The sequence below is a fragment of the Flavobacterium cryophilum genome (assembly GCF_048286555.1).
GTDB lineage: Bacteria > Bacteroidota > Bacteroidia > Flavobacteriales > Flavobacteriaceae > Flavobacterium.
The window spans coordinates 285,862-310,336 of the sequence record NZ_JBLVPZ010000002.1; the positions used below are offsets into that span (position 1 = coordinate 285,862).

Here is a 24,475-nt window from a genome sequence, read left to right on the forward strand (position 1 = left end):
TTTTCCATAAATTGAACTATTATCTCTAGCAATCGTCAATATTTACCTCTCAAATATATTCTAATAACTCATATAGAAATCATTTCTTAAAACTAATTTCATCCAATCCTATTGTGTATTCTGCACGTTGGTTGTCATTGATATCCCAAATTTCCATTTTTATTTTTGGAATTTTCTTTTTCCAATCTATTGTTAATAAGCCACAATGGTTTTCCATAACTGGACCTTCAACTCTGTTTTTGTTGGGTGTTGCAAAATGCCACGTTGAAGAAAGTCCGCTTGAGGTAAAGTCGTAGATCGGATACAATCCGGGTTCCGTAAGTTTAGAGATTTCGCCATAATGCACGTCTCCCGTTAAAAACAAAACGCCGTTTGCTTTCGTTTTCTTGATAAGGTTTAAGAATCTTTTTTGCTCCAGCGGAAAATTAGCCCAGCCTTCATAACCGTTGTACTCAATCCCAAATTGCGATCCTGAACCAATTAGTCGGATATCAGCGGGTTTTTGTAGTTCTGTTTCCAGCCATTTCCATTGCGCGGCTCCTAAATACGTGGAATCTGGGTTGAGTACTGGCGCATAATCCACTGAGTAAAAATACCGCTTATCATCCTTAACTTCGTCGTTATATTTCTTGTAATTATCTCTAAAAGTGCGGTTGTCTAGCAAGATAATCTGTACTTTTTTGCTTTTGGTTTCATACATATAGGACGTGTATATCCCGTCGTGTTTTCGTCTTTCGGAATCTGCAGGTTCATCAAAAAACTTCAAGAACAGTTCTTTAGATTCCCCTTTTTTTGGATAATGCCGACCCGCATCATTTTGTCCGTAATCGTGATCGTCCCAAGTTGCAATAATGGGTACATTTTTTTTCAAATTTTTAAAAGTAGGTTTAGCCGCTAATAAATCGTATTTGGCTTGCAGTGTATTCATATTGTCAGTGTCTCCGTAAATGTTGTCGCCTAAAAATACAAATAAATCCGGTTGGTGTTTTACCACAATATCAAAAATGGGTAACGGATTACTTTGGTTCGAACAAGATCCGAAAGCAATTTTTGAGATGTTCTTTTGTGAGAAACTATTCCATGAAATTAGTAGGAGAGCTACTGAGAAGAAGGTTTTTTTAAGGATATTTTTCTGAATCATAAATTGAGTTTTAGTGTTTAAAAGTTTCTTTTTAAAAGGGAAGTGATTTCCAAAAGCACTCCCAATTTCCATTTAATTTAAACGCCGATTCCAAGGAATCAAATTAATTTCAAAAAAACGTATTTCCAAATGTAATGAAAAAAGGATTGTAACTAAAATGAGCTTAAATACAAACTGGCGTAATAAGATTCTAAAAAGCTCATATCGTTTGTTAATTAAAAGTTAAATTAGTGAATATTATACAATTTGCTGGCACTAAAATATATTTTTGATATTGATTAACCATTAAAAAACCATTAAATGAAGAAATTTTTCATTTTAACTGCAATCGTTGCAGCAATGCTTGTACCCACCGCACAATTTGCACAGTCCAAAAAGAAAAAAGATAAAAATGCCGCTGTAATTCCTGCTCATGAAAAAAAGCCTGAGCCTACTATAAAGGAATACAGCAAGGTAATTACGAAAGAAGCCGTTTCTGACCAAGGATTGTTTATAGTACACAAAGTAGATAAAAAATATTTCTTCGAAATCCCCAATAAATACTTGGATAAAGACATGCTTTTAGTGAGTCGGTTGTCTAAACTGCCTTCTAATTTAGGTGGCGGATATGTAAACGCAGGTTCTGAAACTAATGAACAACTAATTGTTTGGCAGCGTTTTCAGGATAAAATCCTTATCAAATTAAAATCATTCAGTGCTGTTGCCAATGATAGTTTGCCTATCAGTATTTCGGTGAGATCAAATAATTATGAGCCTACCTTATTTGCTTTCGATATCGCAGCGTTCAGCAAAGATTCCGCAAATACGGTGATTGATGTCACTAAATTTTATGGAACTGATGTGAAAGCAATCAGCGGTTTATCAGCAGAGATGAGAGAAACCTATAAAGTCAAAGGACTTGATGAAACCCGCAGTTTTATCAATACGATGAAAAGTTTCCCGATGAATATTGAAGTGATTCAGGATTTTACCTACAATGCTTCTAAGCCGCCCGTTCAGCAAGATTCAGAAACGATTAGTATCCAAATGAATCAATCGATGATTTTACTGCCTGAAAAACCGATGCAGCCAAGATTAGCTGATCCGCGAGTGGGATGGTTTACGATGAATCAAATCGATTATGGGAGCAATGAATTGAAATCAGACAGCAAAACTTTTATCCGCCGTTGGAGATTGGAGCCAAAAGATCCTGCCGCTTACGCAAAAGGAGAACTGGTAGAACCGATAAAACCTATTGTGTACTACTTAGATCCTGCCACGCCTGAAAAATTACGCAAGTACATCAAACAAGGAATTGAAGATTGGCAAAAGCCTTTTGAAACCGCTGGTTTTAAAAACGCAATTATTGCCAAAGACGCACCAACGAAAGAACAAGATCCCGATTTTAGTCCGGAAGACATTCGTTATTCCGTAATTCGGTACGTGGCGAGCACGACGCGTAATGCCGTTGGACCCAGCGTATCTGATCCTAGAACAGGAGAAATTATCGAGAGTGATGTGATTTGGTACCACAACCATTTGCGTTCATACAGAAATCGTTATTTATTAGAAACGGGAGCTGCAAATCCTACCGCAAGAACATTAAATACCACTGATGAGGAAATGGGTGAAATGATCCGTATGGTTATTGCTCATGAAGTGGGACACGCTCTTGGTTTTCCTCATAATATGGGTGCTAGTTGCGCTTATGATACTGAAAATTACAGAAATGGTGATTTTACTCAGAAAAACGGAATCGCAGCGAGTTTGATGGACTATGCCCGTTTTAATTACATTGCACAACCGGGAGATAAAAACATTCGTTTTATACGCCAAATGGGTCCTTACGATCATTATGCTACGAATTGGGGGTACCGAGTAATTCCAAATGCGACTTCACCTGAAATTGAAGTGCCAACATTGGACCGATGGATTATGGAAAAAGCCGCTAACCCTATTTATAAATTTGGTAAACAAAGCAGCACTTTTGACCCGTCCTCACAGACGGAAGACATTGGGAATAATTCCATGAAAGCGAGTTCATACGGACTTAAAAACTTGCAATATGTAGCAGCACATTTATCAGAATGGACGAGTGATGTAACTAACAATTACGAGGATTTAGATGAGTTGAATAAAGAGATGATGGACGTATGGAGTAGGTATGTAGGGCATGTTGTGACCAATGTTGGAGGTGTTTATGAAGCTACAAAAAAACCAAACCAAAAAGGAAGCATTTATGATATTGTACCAAAAGCAAAACAACAAGAAGCGATGCAATGGTTGCAAGCCAATGCTTTTGCATCTCCAACTTGGATGGTGAATTTGAGTAACTTGAAAAATATTGATTATTCCGGATACACGGAGCTGTTTAGAAATTTGCAAGCGAGACATTTGAATAATGTAATGAGTTTTGAGCGTATTGGCCGATTAATGGATGGGGAAATAATGAGTACTGGTAATTATAAGGCATTGGATTTACTGGGCGATATGCGCAGAGGAATTTGGAAAGAAGCCAATTTAAGTTCGAATGTGACTATTTATAGAAGAAATTTACAACGGGCTTACTTAGAAAGAATGAGCTATTTGATGAAAGAAGAAATTAAATTAGGCCGTCCTTCTGACTATTATAATGTGGCGCAATCGGACGTGAGAGGATTGGTTAGAGGCGAATTGACAACTTTAAAATCTACTTTATCAGTCGCTAATACCAGAGCTGTAAATGCAGAAACAAAATATCATTATGAAGATGCGATAAAAAGAATCGACATGATCTTAAACCCGAAATTTTAAAATTTTGGTTTTCTCAAATATTAAAGAATCTGCTTTCGAGCAGATTTTTTTATTGCTGTAAGTTGTTGCGATGAATTGATTAATGAACAGGAAACTCAAAAAAATAACTTTTCCCGATAAGAAATAATAATCCGTGCGTGAAAGGTCCTGGCAGGAATTTTAGCCTATCTAAATAGGAGTCGTATGTTTTGTTATGATAATTTGTAATTACAAAGGGAGCTGAATTACTACTAATATATAAATCTCTTATCCTTTTAGTGTCTAGCATCGTTTTTTCGTTAAAACTAGAAAAGGAGATTTTTTGTTTTTCTTTCTTTAAATGGATCAGATCAAAAACAGATAAAGGAACTGTTTTATCTTTGCAATGAAAAAGAACTGATTTAGAAACATCTATTAGCACCCATTTTTTTAATTCCGTAGCATAGATTTCATTAAACGCGTGTCCGCCATTAAGACCAGGATCGCTTGAGAATATTTTTAACCCCCATTCTTTTACTTTTATATTGTTTATAACACAGAAATTATTGTATACCTGAGAAAAATCACTGCAAACGCCACCTTCTCCATTTATCATTTTTCTTAAGGTCGTATCTGAGGATTTTCCTAATCCAGGACCTCCTTTTATGAAGTTTCTTAACCAAACGGCGATTAGTTTTGCTTTATCAAGATCACTTCGTACAGTTTCTATATTCGCGAAAATTAATGGATTCAGTTCAAAATAAATGGTGGGTATATCAGCGGTCTTGTTTAAGGTATTGTAACAAAAACTTTCAATTTTATCAAAAGTTGCTTTTTTAGAAAGTATGCTAAACCGAATTTTGTACAGTAACGGATGTCGTCGGCAATACCAGATTAAAGATCTACTCATTTTTCAATAATTTATGGTGTTTCAAACGATTAAAATACAGAAATATAATTTACAAATAATTTGTATTTAACTGTTTATAAATCAAGTAGGTGTGGTAAATATAGTGAAATTGTTAATGTAAAAAGTAAAGTAAAGATTTAAATAAAATACAAAAAACCTAATAAAGTCCCACCGAAGGGCTTCATTAGGTTTATAAAGGAAAAATAATTAGTAAGAGAACCTTTTTATCGCTGTAAATGAGTTATTTCATTGGAAAATTAGATTCAAAAACTTTAAATCTAGTGTCTAAATCTTGTCGCAGTTGCTTTTTTACGGAAGCATCTTTTATAAAACTGTAATTAATACTGTTGTAAACAAATTGCTTGATATCTGCGTAGGAAACGTCTTTGTATCTTTTAGCTAATAAAACATATTGCTCGGTCATATTGGTTCTTAATATTCCTGCATCATCGGTACTAATTACTATTGGTACGCCAAATGCCTTATATAATGACAATGGATGACGACTTTCTTTTACTTTTAAAATGAATTCATTACTCACTAAATTAATTTCAATAGGAATGGCTTTCTTCGCCATATTGCGCAGTAAATCATACGAATCTTTCTCGTACGCCAAATCTACTCCGTGACCGATACGGTTGGCTTCTGCTATGTAAACGGCAGCGCCAATGTGCCAAGACAGATCTTCTGGTAGAACTAAACCAAGAGTCAGTTCACCGGCATGCATTGAGTATTTTACATTTGGATAACGGGAATGGCAATATTTGAACATTATCATGTGCAACCAATAATCTTTCATCGAGGTTTCACCATCTTCGGGAGAAACAATGTTGACACCCGCCATCAGAGGGCTTTCATCTGCCGAAATAAATGCAATTACCAGATTTTTAAATAAATCAACAGGTTTCATGAAACGCAAAACAAAATTTTGATATCGCATTGTAAACTGTTTATCATCAATGTTAAGTTCTTTATGAAGTTTACTGACAAAATTTGTGTTGAACTCTTTGGCATAGGATTCCGCATCCTTTTTTAGTAATGAATTGTACACAGAATCCAGTGATTGTAGAACTGCTTTTTCGTCTTTTGCCAACGCTAATTTTCGCAATCTGGAATTGAATTTCGTCAAATCATCCGTATTCATTGCCGTTGGAATTGTAGATAATTGCGTTTCAATGTAACTGACATTTTCTGAAATGGCTCTATTTTTAAGTTCCAATAAACCTTGTCCAAAATTCCCTTTGATGGCTGGTTCAAACTTCATAAAGGATTCAAAAAACAATTTGTCTGAAGGGTAGTCCACATGATTATAGTCTTTTACAGACCATTTTTGCATGATTTTTTGTTTGTAAACGTCTAATGTTCCGTTACTTTTTAATGCCGAAAATTGTTGCCAGTTTCCGGTTGCTGGTTTTTCTTTTAAAACATCCATGGTTTCGGTATTGAGATAAAAATCATCAGCAATAGCACGTTGTAATAACGGTTCAGCATAAATAGAACCAGAAAAATGATGGTGCAAATCTCCTCCCTTTGGCATTTGTGAAAAAAAAGCGGTTAATGCAGCTTCATTGTTTCTTATCTTTTCAAAATAGTCATTCGGCGATTGCGAATAGCTTACATTTAAAAGAAGAGCGAGGAATAAAGTATAAAGTAATTTCATATTTTTTTGAATAGAATCGATAGTTTTCAGCGCTTTTTTTTTGAAAAAAGTCCTAATTTATGCCAAATTTAAGCAATTTCACTTTCTGTTTGGGGAAACGATTAAAAAGTTTTACTTTTGCACCTGTGATAAAAAACGTAACCATAGTACTCTTTAAAGGTACTCCGCCCTGACTTAGAATCTTTAAATCAAGGGCTTTCTCCCCACATATTTTACCGTATTTTTTCGATTCCACAGCTGTTTCCGAAGTTGTATCCGGAAGCCATTATTTTATTATTATTCCATGAAAAAAGTATTTAATTTATTTGATTTTTCACAAAAAGTCAATTACAGAACAGAAATTTTAGCAGGTTTAACGGTTGCAATGACGATGATTCCCGAGTCATTATCTTTTGCAATAGTTGCTGGTTTTCCACCGTTAATGGGTTTATACGCTTCCTTTATAGCCGGTTTAATTACTGCAATTTTTGGCGGAAGACCTGGAATGATTTCCGGTGGCGCAGGAGCAACGGTTATTGTTCTAATTGCTTTGATGAATTCAAATGGGTTAGAATATGTCCTTGCAGCTGTTGCTATGGCCGGTATTTTACAAATTTTAATAGGCATTTTTAAACTCGGAAAATTCATCCGATTGGTGCCACAACCGGTTATGTTTGGTTTCGTGAATGGTTTAGCGGTGATTATTTTCATGTCGCAATTGGAACAATTTAAAATCATAGTCAATGGTCAAAACGAATGGCTCTCCGGAACCCCACTGTTGATTATGGCTGGTTTAGTTGCCCTCACCATTGGAATTGTGGTATTGTTGCCCAAAGTAACTAAAGCGGTTCCAGCTTCATTAGTAGCAATTATCGTGATATTTGGGATAGTCTTTTTCTTTGGAATCGAAACTAAAACGGTACGGGATATCGCTTCAGTCAGTGGTGGTTTTCCACCATTCCATATTCCCAATATTCCAATAACCATGGAAACACTACAAATTATATTCCCGTATGCGCTAATAGTTGCTTCGGTGGGACTGACGGAGGGATTATTGACATTGAATTTAGTTGATGAGATCACCGAAACTAAAGGAAACGGAAATCGAGAGTGTATTGCGCAAGGAAGCTCAAATATTTTGAATGGTTTTTTCTTTGGGATGGGCGGTTGTCCTATGATTGCTCAAACTTTAGTGAATCTTTCGGCAGGTTCCAGAGCGCGATTGTCCGGAATTATCGCGGCATTAACGATCCTTGGAATTATATTATTTGGTGCCCCCATAATTGAACAATTGCCTATGGCGGCTTTGGTTGGCGTTATGATTATGGTGGCAATAGGAACATTTGAATGGGCGAGTTTTACTATCATCAATAAAATGCCCAAGCACGATATTTTTGTTGGAGTTTTGGTCGCGTTGATCACTATTGTACTGCATAATTTGGCTTTAGCCGTTTTAATTGGAGTGATTATTTCTGCATTGGTTTTTGCCTGGGAAAGTGCCAAAAGGATTCGAGCAAAGAAATATATTGACGCAAAAGGAGTGAAACATTACGAAATATACGGGCCTTTATTTTTTGGATCAACAACTGCTTTTTTAGACAAATTTGATGTTATAAATGACCCAAATGAGGTAATTATTGATTTTAAAGAAAGTAAAATCACTGACATGAGTGCGATTGATGCTGTCAACAAAATTACGGAACGTTATGCGAAAGCCAATAAAATAGCTCATTTGCGACATTTAAGTGCTGATTGCAAAACATTGTTAAAAAATGCTGAGCAGGTTATTGACGTAAATATTTTGGAAGATCCTACTTATAAAGTCGTTGCTGATTAGCGTTAAAATTTGAAAGAACCTAAAAATGAACAGCCACAGATTCACTGATTTTAATTTTTTATTCCAATTAGAATCCTCGAAGTTGTGGCAATAATCGCAGTACTTATTTTTATATAATAAGCTATATTTTCATCGCTTCGGCAGCTAATCGTCCCGTATTTAATGCGGCATTAATTGAGCCATTCAATAAGTTGTCTCCACAAATAAATAGCGTATCTGAGATTTTTATTTTTGAAGCAGTTATTTCATTCTGTACACTTTCCTGAGTTGGTAAAGCATATTCAATGCGATACGCCTTCAACATTTTCCACGAGTTTACTTTTTTACCGTACCATTGTTTCAACTCTTCTTTCATGTTTTCAGCTAAAGTTGCGTCATCAACAGTTGGAATTCCATTGTAAGAAACGGAAATAAGCACTTTTCCTTTTGGAGCATACGCTTTAGAAACATTTGAGATTACAGTCAAATTGTTCACCCATTTTTTATTGGTTGAAGCATTTAATATAACAACTGCTTTTTTAGTAGGCGCTTCAGTGGTTTCAAAATAAATATTGGTTACCTGATGCGAAGTCATTTTTTGCTTCGGAAAGTATTTTTGGGTCAAGGCATTTGCGGTCGTAGCCAAAAGGATTTGGTTGGCTTCAAAAACAGTTCCATCTTCAGTGATTACCGTATTACCATCAATAGCAGTCACTTTGGTATGGCATTGAATACTACCTTTTGGCAGCATGTCAATTAATTGTTTTGGAATTTCTTCCATGCCTAATGCAGGAACCGCGACATCACCATCTGAAAACATTTTCATCACAAAATCGAACATTCTACATGAAGTTTTCAATTCATTTTCCAGAAAGATACCGGAAAGAAAAGGAGCGTAAAAACGTTGAATCATTTTTGGGCTAAAACCATAATCCGCCAGTTGCTTGCGAGTTGTTTGTTCCGGTTGTTCAAAAATTTCTTCAATCGTTAATTTTTGCAATCTATTTTTTAACCAAAGGGTATTAATTTTATCTTTTAAAGTTCCGACGGGTGCAAAAAGTGTGGCAAATGCTGCCGATGGTCGTCGGAATGGATCTGCAATTTCAAAACTTCCTCCGTCATAAAGCACGGTTGCTCCGGGTAACATTTTCTTCAGTTGTAAAGCATCATAATCAAGTAATGCTTTCGTTTCAGGATACGCTGTTAAAAGCACTTGGAAACCTCTGTCTAAAAGAAAACCTTCATGTGAATCGGTTTTAATTCTGCCACCTGCCCGATCACTGGCCTCCAAAAGGAGAACTTTTCGGCCTTGACGGTGCAAATGAACAGCTGCTGACAATCCCGCTAGTCCCGCTCCAACAATAATTACATCTTGTTGCATAGTTTTTAAATAATGTTTAATACAAAAATAAGTGAAATAGCGTTTTAATAGCGCTTACGTAAGTGACAATTTAAAATTTGATTATTGTTGATGCAATGGAAGTTGCATCAACAAATCCGTTTGTTCGTCATTTCCCATTGTAAAAACGTGTTTGTCAAATACAACAAATCCATTTTTTGTGTAAAATCGAAGTGCTCTGTGATTTTCTTCCCAGACACCAAGCCAAATACATTCAACGCCGGTATGTTGCGCAATCTTTTTTACTTCGTCAAGCAACAGTTGTCCAATGTTTTTTCCATGATACTTTTGCAAAACATAAATCCGATGTATTTCTAAGGCATTCCTGTTGAAAGTTTCGGTTTGGGCATCGCCAACGTTTATTTTTAAATATCCAACTGCTTCTTCATTTAAATAGGCCACATAAAACTGAGAATTAACATTGTTTAATTCCGTTGTTAATTGTTTAAAGCTGAAACTCTCTTTTACATAAGTAGCAATGTTTTCGGGTGTATTTACATTGGTAAAAGTTTCTTTAAAAGTTTGAATACTCATCTTCTGGATGGTTTCCAAATCTGATACTGTTGCTTTTCTAATTTTAGTAGGATTCATAGGTAAAGGAAACGTTTTTGGTTTATTTCGAATTCAAAAATAATTAAATTAGTCAACAATTTTTATTCTCGATGGCATTATTAAACAAATCAATTTAAAGAGTCTTGGTTTCTTGATTTCAATTAGTACTTTTGACCATGTTAATTAAAAGCGCTCGATAGAGTATTGTGTATGAAAATTGTAATATCGCCTGCCAAGTCTTTAAATTTTGACAAAGAGTTACCCACTCAATTGCACACTGAACCTTTATTTTTAAAGCAATCTCGAGAAGTTCATAAAGTTTTAAAAGAAAAAAAACCAGCTGATTTATCGAATTTAATGCATATTTCAGATAAACTGGCTGATTTGAACTGGAAACGAAATCAAGATTGGAAAACACCTTTTACAACTTCAAACGCTCGTCCGGCAATATATACTTTTGATGGAGATGTCTACATTGGACTAGACGCTTATTCGATTCCAGAAAAAAAAATAGAAGATTTACAAGATCGTTTAAGAATACTTTCCGGTTTGTACGGTTTGTTGAAACCATTGGATTTAGTTCAAGCATATCGCCTGGAAATGGGAACTAAATTGCCGATTGGCGAAAGCAAGAACTTGTATGAATTTTGGAAGCCAACCGTTACAAAAGCTTTGAATAAAGAGCTTAAAGAAGGGGAGTTGTTTGTCAATTTGGCAAGTAATGAATATTTTTCGGCAATTGACACTAAAACATTGGCAGTTCCTGTAATCACACCAGAATTCAAAGATTACAAAAATGGAAAATTAAAAATAATCAGTTTTTTTGCCAAAAAAGCCAGAGGAATGATGGTGCGTTATATCATTGATACCAATGCCAAAACGATTGAAGATTTAAAAGGTTTTAATTACGATGGTTATCAATTTGATGCTAATTTATCGGAAGGAAATCATTTGGTTTTTACACGCTAATATATTCAAACATAAAAAACGCCGTTTTCATCATGATAACGCCGTTTTTTTATGTTTGAATTTTTACTATTAATGCATTGCCTCAGCAGGATTGATTTTGTTTTTTCCTTTTTTTATCAAAAGAATAAAGGGAATGCAAAATAAAAATAATGCGCCTAAGTATAAAAAGATGTCTATGTACGATAATACGGAACTTTGTGCCATTACTTTGTATTCAATGGCTTTATAGGCTTTTGCCAAAGCTTCATTTTGAGGAAAGCCTTTAGACATAAATCCCATTTTTAGCTGTTGCACCGTTTTTTGTACTTCAAATGAAGTTACATTTAAATGCGAAATAAGATTTACGCGGTGTTCTTGATTGAATCGGGCAAGAGAAGTGGTAATTATAGCAATACCAAAAGACCCTCCTAGTTGTCGCATCATTCCTGTAAAAGCAGCACCTTCACCAATACTTTTTCCCTTTAATGTAGATAAAGAAAGCGTAGTAATAGGAACAAATAACAATCCCAATCCAATTCCTCGTAATATTAAGGGCCAATATAAATGTTCTTCACCAGAATCTGTCGTAATGACTTGCTGCATCCAATACGTAAAAAAGAAAAACAAGAGAAAACCACCCGCTACCATATACGATTGCGGAACGCCGCGTTGAATCATTTTGCCTATGAATGGCATCATGATTCCGGTAGTAATGGAACTTGGAATTAATAACAAACCAGCATCCATAGCACTCCATCCCAATACTGATTGCGTGTAAATAGGAATGATAAAGGTAGAACCATACAATCCGAAACCAAGAATAAAACACATTATGGTCCCTATTCTTAAGTTGGTATCTTTTAAAACTCTTAAGTTCACAATGGGATGTTTATAGGTGAGCTCTCTCCAAATAAAAAGCAAAAAACCAAATACAGAAATAACCGATAGCATTACAATCGTATTATTATTAAACCAATCGTCTTGCTGGCCGTGTTCCAACACATATTGTAATGAACCAATAAAAGCAGTCAAGAGAAAAATCCCCGACCAATCGACTTGACTGGCTTTCAATTTGTCACCGTATTTAGGACTTTTTACAAAAGAAAGCGTCAGTAAAGTAGCGATAATGCCAATAGGAATGTTGATGTAAAAGATATAAGGCCATGAAAAATGGTCTACAATATAACCTCCTAGAGGCGGTCCAAGTGTAGGCCCTACAATAACTCCCATTCCATAGATAGCTTGCGCCATTCCTCTTTTGGCTATAGGATAACTTTCGGTAATTATGGTTTGTGCCGTAACTAATAACGCTCCGCCTCCCAATCCCTGAATGAATCTAAAAGTTACTAATTCCCATATATTATTGGCATTGCCACATAAAAAGGAAGCAACAGTAAAAATAATAATAGAAACTGCAAAATAATTTCGACGCCCAAATTGTTGTGACAACCAGCTCGTCATTGGAATTACAATCACATTTGCAATAGCATAAGCCGTTATAACCCAAGCAACATCAGTTAATGATGCACCAAGACTACCTCGCATATTGTTTAATGCCACATTTACAATTGTAACATCTACAATTTCAAGCAAAGCACAAAGAACGGCGGTAATGGTAATTATGACTCTTCTAAAGCCATATTCTACTAAATCATCTTCTCCTGTTTGAACCATTTTATACTAAATTGTAAACTATTTTCTTAAAAGTATTGCCGTTTTTGACATTTTCGAACGCCCCAAAAGATGATTTAATTTAAGTGTACATCCACATCCACATTCATTCCCGGGCGAAGTAATTTTATTTTTTCAGGATCATTTGATGTGTTCAAACTTATTTTAACGGGTAATCTCTGGATTGTTTTTACAAAATTTCCTGTAGCATTATCAGGGGGAAGTAATGAAAAACGAGATCCTGTAGCGGGTGAGAACGAAGTGATTGCACCTTGAAAATCATATCCAGGATAGGCATCTACTTTTACGGTAACTTTTTGACCTATTACCATTTTGTTCAATTGCGTTTCTTTGAAATTAGCAATTACCCAAGCTTCTTTATTATTAATAATATAAAACAACGATTGTCCTGGCTGCACTAACTGTCCTGGTTGAATGTCAATTTTTGAAACCTGGCCGTCAATTGCTGCTGTAATGGCCGTGTAGGTTAAATTTAATTTTGCCGCATCAAGTACAGCTTTGGCTCTTTTGATATTGGCAGCAGCCACTTCAGTTTGTTTATCCGATACTTTAGATTTAGCTATTATAACTGATTTTTGAAAAGCAGTTGCTCTTTGTTGTTGTTGTAAAACGCGAATTTGGCTTTCAGCTTCAAGTTTTGCAGCTAAAGCTTGCTCGTACTGCTGTTTTGTAATCGAATGGCTTTTATACAAATTATTATATCTGTTGTAATCATTCGTTATACGACCCAATCTAATCTTTGCTGATTCAATATTTCCACCGGCTGACTGCACATTAGCATCAGAAACTGAAATATTAGCCAAAGCACTTCCAATATCTGCTCTCGAAACTTCAAAGTTGCCTTCAGCACCAATCATTGCAGCATTCGCCTCTTCAATTTTTAGTTGGTAATCTCTTTTGTCAATAGTAAAAAGCGTGTCGCCTTTCTTCACAAATTCATTATCCTGAATGTACACTTTATCCACATATCCCGAAACTCTTGGAATGATAGGATTCATATTTTTTTCAATTTGTGCATCGTCTGTTTCTTCGTGAGATAATGAATGCATGTATTTATAAGTTCCGTAAGTTCCACCTAAAACTACCAAAGCCACTAGGATAATAATAAATTTTGTATTTGTTTTTTTCTTTTCCATGGTAGGTATGATTAATTTTTTGAAGTAGTGAAGGTTTGCGATAATTGACCAGTTACCGATAGTAACTCGTAGTATTTTTGAATAGTATTTGCTTTCGCCAATGCTTTATTAATTTTTGAACTTAATTGTTCCACATCAGCTTCCAGTAAATCATTTGTGTCCGAAAGTCCATTGTCATATTTATCTTTAACAATTCGGTAATTTTCCGAAGATTGTTCTACTGCTTGTCCGTAAACTACATTTTGTTTTAAAGCCAAATCATAATCTTCAATAGCTTTTTGAACTTGAATTTTAATATAATCCGTTAGTATTGCTTGAGAGTTTTGCACTTCAAGAAATTTATTTTCAGCCAGTTTTACCAGCGTTCCATTTTTAAGGATGGCACTTAGGTCATAGGAAATACCTACGCCAACATTCATCGCATTTTGAACCGTGATGACATTGCTCAAATCTAGTGCAGTGTAGCCGCCAATAATTGCAATTGCAGGATAATACGAACCTTTTGCTATTTTTATATTAGCTTCACTTGCTTTTTCCTGAAATCGAACTGCTTGCAAATCTTTACGATTTTCTAATGCTGGCACTTCATTTGTTGGGACATTAGTCATTTGGAAATCAGCAAAATCACTTTCACGAATCTCTAGTTTGGTGTTTGGATTCAATTTTAAAAGGGTAACCAAATAAAAGTTGATTATTTTTAAATTATTATTCGTTTCGTCTAATGATAATTGTATTTTCGAAGCTTGTAATTGTGATTTTAAAAGGTCGTTTTTAGGGATAATTCCATTTTTTTCGAGCTCAATAAAATCGTTTACGCGTTGTTGCGCACTATTTTGATTTTCTTTTAGCAGTTCAATTGTTTTTTGTGCTTTGTATAAACTAGCATAATAATCAATTACCCGCAGCGCTATTTCTTCTTTGGTTTGTGATGCTGTTGCCATTTCAGCCTCATAAAGATTCTCATACACTTTGATGCTATTTTGAATTCTAAAACCAGAGAATACAGGAACACTGGCATTCAACTGCGCAATCATCAATTGATTTACAAGAGGAAGTGGTTCTTGTGTGTCAGGATTATTTTGATTTATTTTAAAATTTACCGATGCATTTGCCAATCTTTGGTATTGACCGGAAAGTTTTAAATCAGGATATTGATTATTTTTTGTGGATTGCAGCTCGTACTTTTTAGTTTTTACTTTGGTATTTGCCAGCGTAACTTCATTACTCTTGGTCCAGGCCAAATTAATGGCTTCATTCAAGGTTAAACTTGTTTTTTCTTGTGCTGCTGCGGATGAAATTCCAATAAAGAAAATCCCAAAGAGCATTAATTGACTAACTTTCATAAATCAGAAGTGCTTTTATAGTTTGTTGAATGTGCTTTGTCAAATTGGTTTGGATGTAATTGTTGTATAAATCTTCTGTTTTCAAATTCAATAAATTTTCGAAAAAAGTTTTATTCATATGAAAATGAAAAAAAGTCCCCAGAATGGTGGGTGTGATAAGCGGAATAATAATGTCTTTTCTGAAAACGCCTTTTTTCTGACCGTCCTCGATGATGGTTTCAAGGGATTTTAAATTGCCTTTTTTTAATTCAGAAAAAGCCTGAAGATTTTGTTCTCTTTTTTTGGAAGTAAATTCGAAGTGTAAAATTCTGTAGATTCCTCGATTACTATTGATTCTATTGATGTACAACGCGATCAACTTATTGATTTTTTCAACAGGTTCAAGATCTTCCTGCAATAAATTTTCTAATTGATTTTTAAGATCCGAAGTTCGGTACACAATAAGCGATTCCAATAAACGCTCTTTGGAACCAAAGTAGTACGAAACCATCGCAATATTAATTTTTGCCACTTTTGCGATGTTTCGAATGGAAGTGCCATCAAATCCTTTTTCTGCAAAAAGGGTTTCGGCAACTTCGAGAATTTGAATTTGTTTGTCGTTAAAATTACTTTTCAATGGAATCTCATTTATTCAACAAACAAAACTAAACAAGCGTTTAATTTAAACAACTGTTTAGTTTTTATTTAACAAAATTTTAACTTTTTAAAGGGAGTTGAAGAGAAAATAATTGTTGCTTGTAGTAGGTTAAAAATGAGTTTGCAGCTGAACCTACGTTCAACCTACGAATATTAATGATTAAATGTTTGCTCATCGCTTTTTATGATATGGGTTTAATTGTGAATTTGCTATTGGTCTGTAAGTATATAATGACTTAAAATAACTAAAATTTTATTACTAGTTGGGAATCAGCTAAAAAAAATTCCTTGCATTTGACTTTTTACAAACGAGCATTGCTCTTCATTCAAAATTGTGAATATTTATTTCGGGAATGGTGCAATTCTTTTTCTTTAAAATCTATCTTTGACATCCTTAAAATAAAAAGAGATGAGCACAATTTGGTACGAATGCAAAGTAAAATATAGAAAAACAGACGAAACGGGCGGACAAAAGATTGTAACGGAACCATACTTGGTAGATGCGGTATCGTACACAGAAGCAGAAAGCAGAATAAATGAAGAGATGTCAGCGTATATCAGTGAAGAATTTAAAATCACGACTATAAAAGTGGCGAATTATGCCGAGATTCATCCTTTTGAAAATGCGGATCGTTGGTTTCGATCTAAAGTTTCATTATTGGCGTATGATGAAGAAAGCGGTAAAGAACGCAAATCAAATATGTATTTATTAGTGCAAGCCAATGATGTAAAAGAGGCATATGATAATACCACCAGTGTGATGACAGGAACGATGGGAGATTACAGTATACCCGCAATTTCGGAATCTCCTATAATGGATGTTTTTCCTTATTTCAGTGGCGAAGAAGGGGAACTGGAGCAATTAGAAAAATTCAATGCGCTAAAAGATTCTAAACCGGAAGCAGCGGTAGAAATAGTGGATCATATGGAATTTGAAACTGAGTTGACCGAATAAGTGTTTGATTAAAAAAGATAATTGTAATAAAAAAGAGGATCTAAAAGTCCTCTTTTTTGTTACTTAACCTTGCGTGCTTCAGAAAGTTTTTGTTGCTAGTATCCGCATTTATAAATTATCGTGAGGTATGTTTAAAGCGATCTCTCTAACACTTTCTCATATGCTTTTCTAGCACTTCCTCTGAAATATACCTCGCCACAATAGGTATAACCCAAATTTTCAAAAATTTTCAACATGGCGATGTTGTCAAAATTGGTGTCTGCTTTTATGCTGTAAATATTATTGCTGCGTGCAAATTGCTCGATGTATCTGAGAATCATTTTAGCGAAGCCTTTACCTAAATGCTTTTCTGAAATGGCTACTCGATGAAGTACTACAAAATCATCATTCGTTAGCCAGTTTCCTTCAATTTTCTCATAAGCAGGTTCGTTGTTAATCAGTACCGCACTGTAACCAATGATTGTTTCTCCGGATAGTAAAACAAATCCTTCTCCTTTTTCAATATCTTTTTGTACGACTTCTGGATTTGGATAGCCGTCTTGCCATTGATTACTGCCTTCCTCTTTTCTTCGTAATACAGCCTGTTGTAAAATTTGCCATATTGGAACTATTTCAGATAGTTCCGCTTTTCTAAAATGATAATTCATTAGTGTAGTTTATAGTAAATGTTTTATGGGATATTGTAATTTGGTAGCTTAACTCAGGTTACTAAATTAACTTTTATATTTCGTTTTTTGCCTTTGTTTTAAAAGGAGATGACCAAGGTCATATTTTGTCCAAAGTGTTCATCATGTAAGCTGTGTAAGTGTCGCTGACTTTGCACTAATTAAAAACAACCTTAAGAAGCGTATTTTTTACCAAGGCAATAATCCTTCTTCACTAAAAAATTTTCCGCTTGGCTCGTCCTCTTTTAATGTGGCACATTTTACAATAATCTGAGCTGAAAATTCAGGTGTTCGTTTACCCATATGGTTGTTCAGGTCGGTTGCTGTAGCTCCTGGATTGACGCTGTTTATTTTAAATTTAGTATCCTTTAATTCATACGCTAATGTTATGGTGAAGGCATTTAATGCAACTTTGGATGCGATGTATCCTAATGGTTTTATTTGAGCAAACATCCAGTTAGGGTCACTTTGAAAGGTTAGCGAACCCAAATCACTGCTAACATTCACAATTCGGGGTTGCTCTGACTTTTTTAGCAATGACAAAAATTGTTGCGTGGTTTGAACTGCGCCATAAAAATTAGTTTCCAATAGTTTTTGTATCGCTCCAACGTCAATAAGGGAAGCCGTTTGTGGTGTATCTATAGATGAAATTCCGGCATTATTGATAAGAACATCCAAACAAGTTATTTTACTTTCCAGTTCTTCTTTTGCATGAATGATGGAATCGAGATTGGTTACATCAATTACTATGGCTTCTACATTTGAAAAACCTAACGCTTGCAATTTGCTTACGGCTTCTTTTCCTTTGAGCGTGTCCCTGCTACCTACATATATAAAATAGCCTAAAGCAGCCATTTGTTTTGCTGTTTCAAAACCAATCCCTTTGTTTGCTCCTGTAATAAGTACTGTTTGCATCTTTAAAATATTTTATAAGTTATACTGTAAAAGTCATCAAAATTTAATAACTAGAGGTAGTCAAATCTGATAGTGAGGGATGAAATGAGTTTTTGCGATGATTTGCCATTACAGCTAACGTCAGTATATGAAAAAACCTTGATTTGTTTCCTATAAAAGTAGGGATTTAAATGGTTAGTAATCAGAATAATCAGTGGGGTATAAAAAAGTAATGTCAATGTGTGAAACATTGTTTTTATATTTTTCCATAGCTGTTAATCCTTTCCATTCTGGAGAATCTCCAAAGCTTTTCCAATGTGCCTCTCTGCTTTGCTGATCAGCAAAAGTGGTCATGTACATCAGGTTAGGCATTTTAGCTCCTGAAATAACTTCACCGTAAAAAACTGCATTAAAGGCAAGGCGTTTAAAGAGTTTTATTTCGCCACCGGCATTAAACATATCCACTTTATTATTATAAATCGCTTCGGTTGCTGATTCATAGCTTCTTAACTCATATACTCGACTGTTTCTATCAGTATTTAGCGTAGGTTTTATCAGGAAAGGATGATCTGAAAAAGCTTTCAGTATAACAGATTCTATTCGCAAGTAAGGCGGTTGCTTGTAGCTAGCATTTAAATAAGATGCTCCTGCAACTAAATACGTTTTGTTTTTAGCCAATTTTTCATCAAGTTTAAGAAATTCTTCCATGGACGAAAACGGAATTACTACAATGGTTTTTTTTATCGTGTCCTTCGTATTGGGTTTTAGCTTAAAAACCCCAATATTTTTGATTCCCAGTTTTTTTAAACCCGGCAAATACGCTTCTTTTAAATAAAGATCAGTGGCTTGCTGTTGTTGTTCTGTTTTGAAAATATATGTTTTGATTTGGTAAAATTCTCTAACAGTCTTGACAGATTGTATTTTGAAAATAGCCGTAGGTTTTGATTTAAAACTGCTAATGGTAAAAAGGATCAGCAGTGCAAAAAATAGTTTTATCAATTTCATTTGTAGTGTTTTTGGTCAGAGTTAAAAGGCAGTTCGTTATAAAAGTATAAAAAGCAGGCCTATAGAATGTTTATGATTAGTGGTTTAAGAAACTATAAAATCGTCGCTTTTAGGGAAGATACCTAGCGCTTCAACTGCAATTTCAGGAGTAGGAGAGGCGAGTTTTCGAAGTTTTGTATCCATCCAAGCTCCATCTACAGTTATGGTTGCACATACCTTGCTATCTTCATTTATAAACTCATGAACAATAGACCACCGGGAAGCATCAGGTTTCATTTTCGAAGTTTTGGTATGCATAATAATTGTATCAGAAAGTTTTATTTCTTTTCTAAAAACACATTCTTCCCGAAATAGAATAGGACCAAAATTTTGTGTTTGCATGACCTTCATCGTTAAACCTAGACTTTCCAGAATTTCGATACGATGTTGTGCGCCAAAGTCATAATAGGCACTGTGTCGAACATGAAAATTAGGGTCTAGATCAGACCAACGAAAAGATAATTCTTTTTTAAATGAAGTCATTGTTGTTTTGTTTTATAAATTATTTGTACGACACTTTCACGATTGTATTTTAATGAAAGCAAGTACGATGTTTAATATGAAAAATACAAATAAAAACGGAATGTAAAAATAAAACACGGTGCTTTTAAGGCTTTTTTATGATACCCATCCAAAATTAAACAGCGTGTTTGCTCGTTATTTTATTCCAAAAAACAGTGTAGTTTGTCTACTAATTTATGACTTTGAAATTTCTTCCAACACTTTTTTCCCGTTTTCATTAGTTGGATCCAGTTCTACTGATTTTTTATAGTTGATAATCGCCAGCTTTTTATCGCCGTTTTTTAAATAGGCTTCTCCCAAACTATCGTAGGCATTTCCAGACTGTGGAAACGCTTCAACATTTAGTTTAAAAACGGCTATCGCTTCTTTGTTTTTTGCAGATTGTAACAATTGATATCCTACGCTGTTCATTTCATTTTCGTTGATAGCATAGGTATTTGAACTTTTATTTTCATTATAATACTCGAGTCCAGATGCGATTCCTTTTTCTTGAATAACATCTGCTAAAGCATTGGCTAATGATTTTTTAGGCAAACTGTACGGCTTATTGTATAGGATATTTCTAATTGCTTTATTCATCTCGTTTAAGTTTGTACCACCCGTATTATTTAACAATACTACTAGATTTTTGTCAGACGGAATACGAGAAATTAACGTGTTAAATCCATTTATTCCACCACCGTGCTCAATAACCATAATGCTCTCATTCTTTTCTCCATTGAAAGCTTTATTGATAAACCATCCGTAACCATAATGTCCTGGTCCCGCAGGGATGTAGGAATTAAACAATAAATCTTTATTTTTTTTCGAAAGTAATTGTTCTGTGTAAAGTGCTTGATCCCATAAATATAAATCATCTACGGTAGCATACAATGAACCGGCAGCGTAAGGGATAGACAAATCAAGATAACTGGCATTGATGTAATTTTTACCGTTTCTCTCATAACCTGAAGCTCTGTTTTTCAGAATCGTTTCATGATGGTCGAATCCTGAATTATTCATTTTGAGTGGCGTAAGAATATTGTCTTGCAAAAATTGCTCATAGGTTTTACCGGAGACTTTCTCTATGATGTAACCCAATAAAAAATAACCGGAATTGCTGTATGCAAATTTTTCACCTGGCGTAAATTCCAACGGTAAGTCAGCGAATTTTTTCACAAATGCTTCCGGGCTGTATGGATTGAAACTTAGTTCTTTTACGAAATTAGGAAAGGAAGTGTAATTTGGAATTCCAGAGGTATGCGTCAATAAATGATGAATGGTGATTTTATTGCCCGATACGTTAGGATAATCAGGAAGATACGTAGAAACTGGAGCATCCAGTTTTAATTTTCCCTGCTCAACTAATTGAAGTATTAACATGGAAGTAAATTGTTTGGTAACAGATCCCAATCTGTGTTTGGTATCCGGCTGATTCGGAATATTCCATTCCATGTTTGCCATTCCAAATCCCTTTTTATAAATAACTTTACCAGCGTCAGCGACAAGAATGGAGCCGTTAAATTGCCCGTATTCTGAATATAGATTCATCAACTTATCGATTTGCTCCGTTTTGGTTTGTCCAAAGGAAACCGTTATTGTAATGAGCTGGATGAATAGACCAATTAGGATTGTCTTTACTGCAAAATGTTTGGAACGTTGTTTCATGATGATTGTTGGTTTTAGTGATTGATGTTATGTGAATGTATTAATTTTTTACTGCGCACGCTAGCTTGGGGTTTATAAACCAAAAGAATGTAATTGTTGTGTAAAACGCTCTCGTTGATACCAATCATTATATACAAGTTCTATATTTTTTACTTTAAATTTTCCGAAATCGAAGCTTCGGTATTTTTTCAAAGTTTCTAATAATGCTTGCTTATTTATAATTTTTTCTCGAAATCTAATTACTGTTGAATGCGCAGTTTGTATGGCATATCGGGTGTCAATACTTTGTTGCAAGCTTGAGTTTTTAAAATTGATTCTTAGCTTGTTTCTTAATATGTTTAGGGAATCATTGTTTGTAAATCCTTGAATCATTACTGCAGAACTGGAAGCAGTGATCCCTTGAAAATGAATTTCAAAATCATGTATATCTTCGATACTTTTTCGAATGATCTTAATGTATTCTTGAATTGAAATCGTGTTCAAATTAAATCCTTCATGGCAGGATATCAGAGACAAAACCGTAATGTGAATATCTGAATTGGGGTAGTAATATTGACCGGGGTTGTTTTTTTTAAGCTCGTCTATAAAGCCTTGAATCTTATTTTTGATTTCAAGAGAAGGTCTGATTAATACCGTAATCCCCAGCCGATTGTCAGAATTCGAATCAATTTGATAATCTATCGTGTAATTGTTGTTTGTTATTTTATCTATCGCATTGTTGTAAAGATCATTGTAATGTTTTTTTAAATCCATATTGATTTTTTTTATAATTGAAGTATGCAAGTATAGTAAAAAGTAAAGATACTATTTTTTTAAATTTTTGTTTTGTCGTTACTTGTGTTTGGAAGTGTTAAAGCTCAAAAAGTATATTCTGTTAATTATGAAAATCAATCGGATTGTTTTTACTGCAAAATGTTTGGAACGTTATTTTATAATGATTGTTGGTTTTATTGATTGATGTTATTTGAACGAATTAAATTGGATGATGATTATTAGCGAAAGGAAAAGCGTGAAGCAACCGAAAACTAGCCATGAGTTTTGTGCGCTGTTAGTAACTGTAATAGAGTATATTAACCTTAAATTTTAACAAATAATTAGTTAAAATTTAGTCTATTTTTGTAATAAATTAAACAGTATAAGAAGTAAATTACATTCAATTTAAAATACAATATTATGAATTTCGAAAACAACGACAAAAGCGAAGGACCAGTTGCAAAAGCAATTGAAAAACAAACTGCCAAATTACCATCTGATGTATTTTTGTGGTCAGCAATTGGAGCAATGACTGTTTCCGCAGGATTTAAAATTGCTGGACAAAAACACTCAGCCTTATTTGTTGGACAATGGGCGGCACCTTTTTTATTATTAGGAATCTATAATAAATTAGTCAAGCTAGAAGGTCATGACCAAAATGACAAAGGTTAGAAAATTTGCAACCCCGTTTATTGCGGGGTTTTTTTCTGGCGAAAACTTCATCTCTAAAACGGTCGCAATATGCTTGCTGCTAACTTATTTATTTAAAAGTGACATAAACCTTCGCGGATAAATGCTAATTAGGATAGACTGGCGAAAGTTTATTTAGCTATATCGATTCTTACATATATACAACTTTTAGTACAGTATTATAATTGAATGGAAATAATTTCCTTAATTTTTGTGGTAAAGAACGGGGAAAGTTTTTCTTGTTTAGTCTGTATTTTATTATTGATGGAATACTGGTCAGACTGAATGCTGTTTTTATGCAATGGAGTTTCATTTTTTGTACAGCATTTCATTTTCAACTGGTAGTCGAAGGATTTTGAGTAATCCTCACATTTGCTAACAGAAATGGGCACGGAATGCAATTCCGAGCGAACGGATTACAGGCTGTTTAGCAGAAGTTATAATTTAGGGAATTAAATAAGCAATTAAAAGTATCGCAAATTTGTATGACATTATTCCTAGAAAATAACAGATTAAGGCTTTGAAATAATTTAAAATCTTTTTTTCTCCAAAGAATTGTCCAATGGACCATACAATGTAGATCTGACTTATTATTGTTCCTAATTGCGCAATTAGATTAATTTTTAATGGAATTGCAAGCGCTGTAAATAATAACATAAGTATAAATAATGTTCCAAAGCAATAAGACATTAGAACAATGATTTCAAATATGTTATATTCTCTTTTGAAAAAAAATACTTTAACCCATAATGATATAAATATTCCAATAATTAATGCAGAATAACCAATATGTCCGTCACTCCATTCGTTAATATTTTCTGCATCGAATTTTTTTTCTAACGTATGGAAATACTCAAAATTATTCAGGCTCATAAAGATAAACTCAATATGAAAAAAATGTAAATATAAAGTCAATAAAACGCCAGAAAAAACTAAATAAACAATTGGCTTTACATATTTTTCTCTATTTTCATAAAGATATTCTCTAACTGTTTTTCCAGGTTTTTTTAACAACTGAGTAATTGTGTATAAATATCCTTTTTCAATGTGAAAAATGTGTTGTATTTCATGAGAGATATATTTTGCATCAATTCTTTTAATTTTCTTATCAGAATAATTTTCTTCGTTCATTAGTTTTTTACGTAATATTTGTTTATAAGTTATGCAAACGTCAATATGACTTTCAACTTTCGGCTTTGCAGAAAAGTTGATGCGAAGCGGTAATTCCACTAAATCACACACTAGCTCAAAGCATCTATGTAAAAGCATAACTTTGAGAGTACTAAAAACGAAGATTATGCAATTACAAGACGCCTTTTCTATTCCAAAGATATTCATTGGTTTAGATATTCACAAAAAAAGC

Annotated in this window: 21 protein-coding genes; 5 read left to right on the forward strand and 16 right to left on the reverse strand. The window is 34.2% G+C overall.

Features of this window, described 5'->3' with window-relative positions; all coding sequences use genetic code 11:
- Positions 1–79 precede the first annotated feature (79 nt).
- Positions 80–1,141, reverse strand: a complete 1,062-nt coding sequence (locus tag ACNQGJ_RS06715) for an alkaline phosphatase D family protein (RefSeq protein WP_417972348.1) — start codon at positions 1,139–1,141, stop codon at positions 80–82.
- A gap of 300 nt (positions 1,142–1,441) precedes the next feature.
- On the opposite strand from ACNQGJ_RS06715, the gene ACNQGJ_RS06720 reads away from it, so the two are divergent.
- Positions 1,442–3,913 carry a zinc-dependent metalloprotease gene (locus ACNQGJ_RS06720; protein ID WP_417972349.1) on the forward strand — a complete coding sequence of 824 codons (2,472 nt, stop codon included), beginning with the start codon at positions 1,442–1,444 and terminating at the stop codon, positions 3,911–3,913.
- Between the two features lie 79 nt (positions 3,914–3,992).
- Here the strand turns inward: ACNQGJ_RS06720 and ACNQGJ_RS06725 are convergent, their stop codons facing one another.
- Together ACNQGJ_RS06725 and ACNQGJ_RS06730 are read right to left on the reverse strand one after the other, a co-directional pair.
- On the reverse strand, positions 3,993–4,781 hold the full coding sequence (locus ACNQGJ_RS06725) for a hypothetical protein (protein ID WP_417972350.1): 789 nt from the start codon (positions 4,779–4,781) through the stop codon (positions 3,993–3,995).
- A 241-nt stretch (positions 4,782–5,022) separates the two neighbouring features.
- The gene (locus ACNQGJ_RS06730) at positions 5,023–6,441 is read right to left on the reverse strand and encodes an adenosine deaminase (protein ID WP_417972351.1); all 1,419 of its coding nucleotides are present in this window, start codon (positions 6,439–6,441) and stop codon (positions 5,023–5,025) included.
- Between the two features lie 283 nt (positions 6,442–6,724).
- Between ACNQGJ_RS06730 and ACNQGJ_RS06735 the strand changes: the two genes are divergently transcribed.
- Complete coding sequence (locus ACNQGJ_RS06735) at positions 6,725–8,257, forward strand: SulP family inorganic anion transporter (protein ID WP_417972352.1); 1,533 nt, start codon at positions 6,725–6,727, stop codon at positions 8,255–8,257.
- A gap of 121 nt (positions 8,258–8,378) precedes the next feature.
- Here ACNQGJ_RS06735 and ACNQGJ_RS06740 read toward each other — a convergent pair whose 3' ends face one another.
- The gene (locus ACNQGJ_RS06740; protein WP_417972375.1) at positions 8,379–9,638 is read right to left on the reverse strand and encodes an NAD(P)/FAD-dependent oxidoreductase; all 1,260 of its coding nucleotides are present in this window, start codon (positions 9,636–9,638) and stop codon (positions 8,379–8,381) included.
- A 60-nt stretch (positions 9,639–9,698) separates the two neighbouring features.
- On the reverse strand, positions 9,699–10,226 hold the full coding sequence (locus tag ACNQGJ_RS06745; protein ID WP_417972353.1) for a GNAT family N-acetyltransferase: 528 nt from the start codon (positions 10,224–10,226) through the stop codon (positions 9,699–9,701).
- Between the two features lie 171 nt (positions 10,227–10,397).
- Between ACNQGJ_RS06745 and yaaA the strand changes: the two genes are divergently transcribed.
- Positions 10,398–11,156, forward strand: a complete 759-nt coding sequence (gene yaaA, locus ACNQGJ_RS06750) for a peroxide stress protein YaaA (protein WP_417972354.1) — start codon at positions 10,398–10,400, stop codon at positions 11,154–11,156.
- A 69-nt stretch (positions 11,157–11,225) separates the two neighbouring features.
- Here the strand turns inward: yaaA and ACNQGJ_RS06755 are convergent, their stop codons facing one another.
- From ACNQGJ_RS06755 to ACNQGJ_RS06770, 4 genes are all read right to left on the reverse strand, one after another.
- On the reverse strand, positions 11,226–12,809 hold the full coding sequence (locus tag ACNQGJ_RS06755) for a DHA2 family efflux MFS transporter permease subunit (protein WP_417972355.1): 1,584 nt from the start codon (positions 12,807–12,809) through the stop codon (positions 11,226–11,228).
- A 74-nt stretch (positions 12,810–12,883) separates the two neighbouring features.
- Positions 12,884–13,963 (reverse strand): HlyD family secretion protein, encoded by a 1,080-nt coding sequence (locus ACNQGJ_RS06760; RefSeq protein WP_417972356.1) that lies wholly within the window; start codon positions 13,961–13,963, stop codon positions 12,884–12,886.
- Positions 13,964–13,974: 11 nt separating this feature from the next.
- Positions 13,975–15,306: a TolC family protein gene (locus ACNQGJ_RS06765; RefSeq protein WP_417972357.1), complete on the reverse strand. Its 1,332-nt coding sequence runs from the start codon at positions 15,304–15,306 to the stop codon at positions 13,975–13,977.
- The gene (locus ACNQGJ_RS06770) at positions 15,296–15,922 is read right to left on the reverse strand and encodes a TetR/AcrR family transcriptional regulator (RefSeq protein ID WP_417972358.1); all 627 of its coding nucleotides are present in this window, start codon (positions 15,920–15,922) and stop codon (positions 15,296–15,298) included. Before ACNQGJ_RS06770 ends, ACNQGJ_RS06765 begins: the two co-directional genes overlap by 11 nt.
- A gap of 429 nt (positions 15,923–16,351) precedes the next feature.
- On the opposite strand from ACNQGJ_RS06770, the gene ACNQGJ_RS06775 reads away from it, so the two are divergent.
- Complete coding sequence (locus tag ACNQGJ_RS06775; protein ID WP_417972359.1) at positions 16,352–16,897, forward strand: DUF4494 domain-containing protein; 546 nt, start codon at positions 16,352–16,354, stop codon at positions 16,895–16,897.
- Positions 16,898–17,028: 131 nt separating this feature from the next.
- Here the strand turns inward: ACNQGJ_RS06775 and ACNQGJ_RS06780 are convergent, their stop codons facing one another.
- The 6 genes from ACNQGJ_RS06780 to ACNQGJ_RS06805 form a co-directional block, all read right to left on the reverse strand.
- Positions 17,029–17,544, reverse strand: a complete 516-nt coding sequence (locus tag ACNQGJ_RS06780) for a GNAT family N-acetyltransferase (RefSeq protein WP_417972360.1) — start codon at positions 17,542–17,544, stop codon at positions 17,029–17,031.
- Positions 17,545–17,751: 207 nt separating this feature from the next.
- Entirely contained in the window at positions 17,752–18,477 is a 726-nt protein-coding gene (locus ACNQGJ_RS06785; protein ID WP_417972361.1) for an SDR family oxidoreductase, read from the reverse strand.
- 174 nt (positions 18,478–18,651) lie between these two features.
- Positions 18,652–19,461: an NIPSNAP family protein gene (locus tag ACNQGJ_RS06790; protein WP_417972362.1), complete on the reverse strand. Its 810-nt coding sequence runs from the start codon at positions 19,459–19,461 to the stop codon at positions 18,652–18,654.
- Positions 19,462–19,545: 84 nt separating this feature from the next.
- A complete protein-coding gene (locus tag ACNQGJ_RS06795) occupies positions 19,546–19,983 on the reverse strand; it encodes an acyl-CoA thioesterase (protein ID WP_417972363.1) in 438 nt (145 codons plus the stop codon).
- A gap of 213 nt (positions 19,984–20,196) precedes the next feature.
- On the reverse strand, positions 20,197–21,669 hold the full coding sequence (locus tag ACNQGJ_RS06800) for a serine hydrolase (protein ID WP_417972364.1): 1,473 nt from the start codon (positions 21,667–21,669) through the stop codon (positions 20,197–20,199).
- A 72-nt stretch (positions 21,670–21,741) separates the two neighbouring features.
- Complete coding sequence (locus ACNQGJ_RS06805; protein ID WP_417972365.1) at positions 21,742–22,422, reverse strand: 2'-5' RNA ligase family protein; 681 nt, start codon at positions 22,420–22,422, stop codon at positions 21,742–21,744.
- Positions 22,423–22,842: 420 nt separating this feature from the next.
- Here ACNQGJ_RS06805 and ACNQGJ_RS06810 point away from each other — a divergent pair, with 420 nt between their 5' ends.
- Complete coding sequence (locus ACNQGJ_RS06810) at positions 22,843–23,094, forward strand: hypothetical protein (RefSeq protein ID WP_417972366.1); 252 nt, start codon at positions 22,843–22,845, stop codon at positions 23,092–23,094.
- A gap of 462 nt (positions 23,095–23,556) precedes the next feature.
- Here ACNQGJ_RS06810 and ACNQGJ_RS06815 read toward each other — a convergent pair whose 3' ends face one another.
- Positions 23,557–24,381, reverse strand: coding sequence for a DUF3667 domain-containing protein (locus ACNQGJ_RS06815; protein WP_417972367.1), 825 nt, complete (start codon positions 24,379–24,381; stop codon positions 23,557–23,559).
- Between the last annotated feature and the right edge of the window lie 94 nt (positions 24,382–24,475).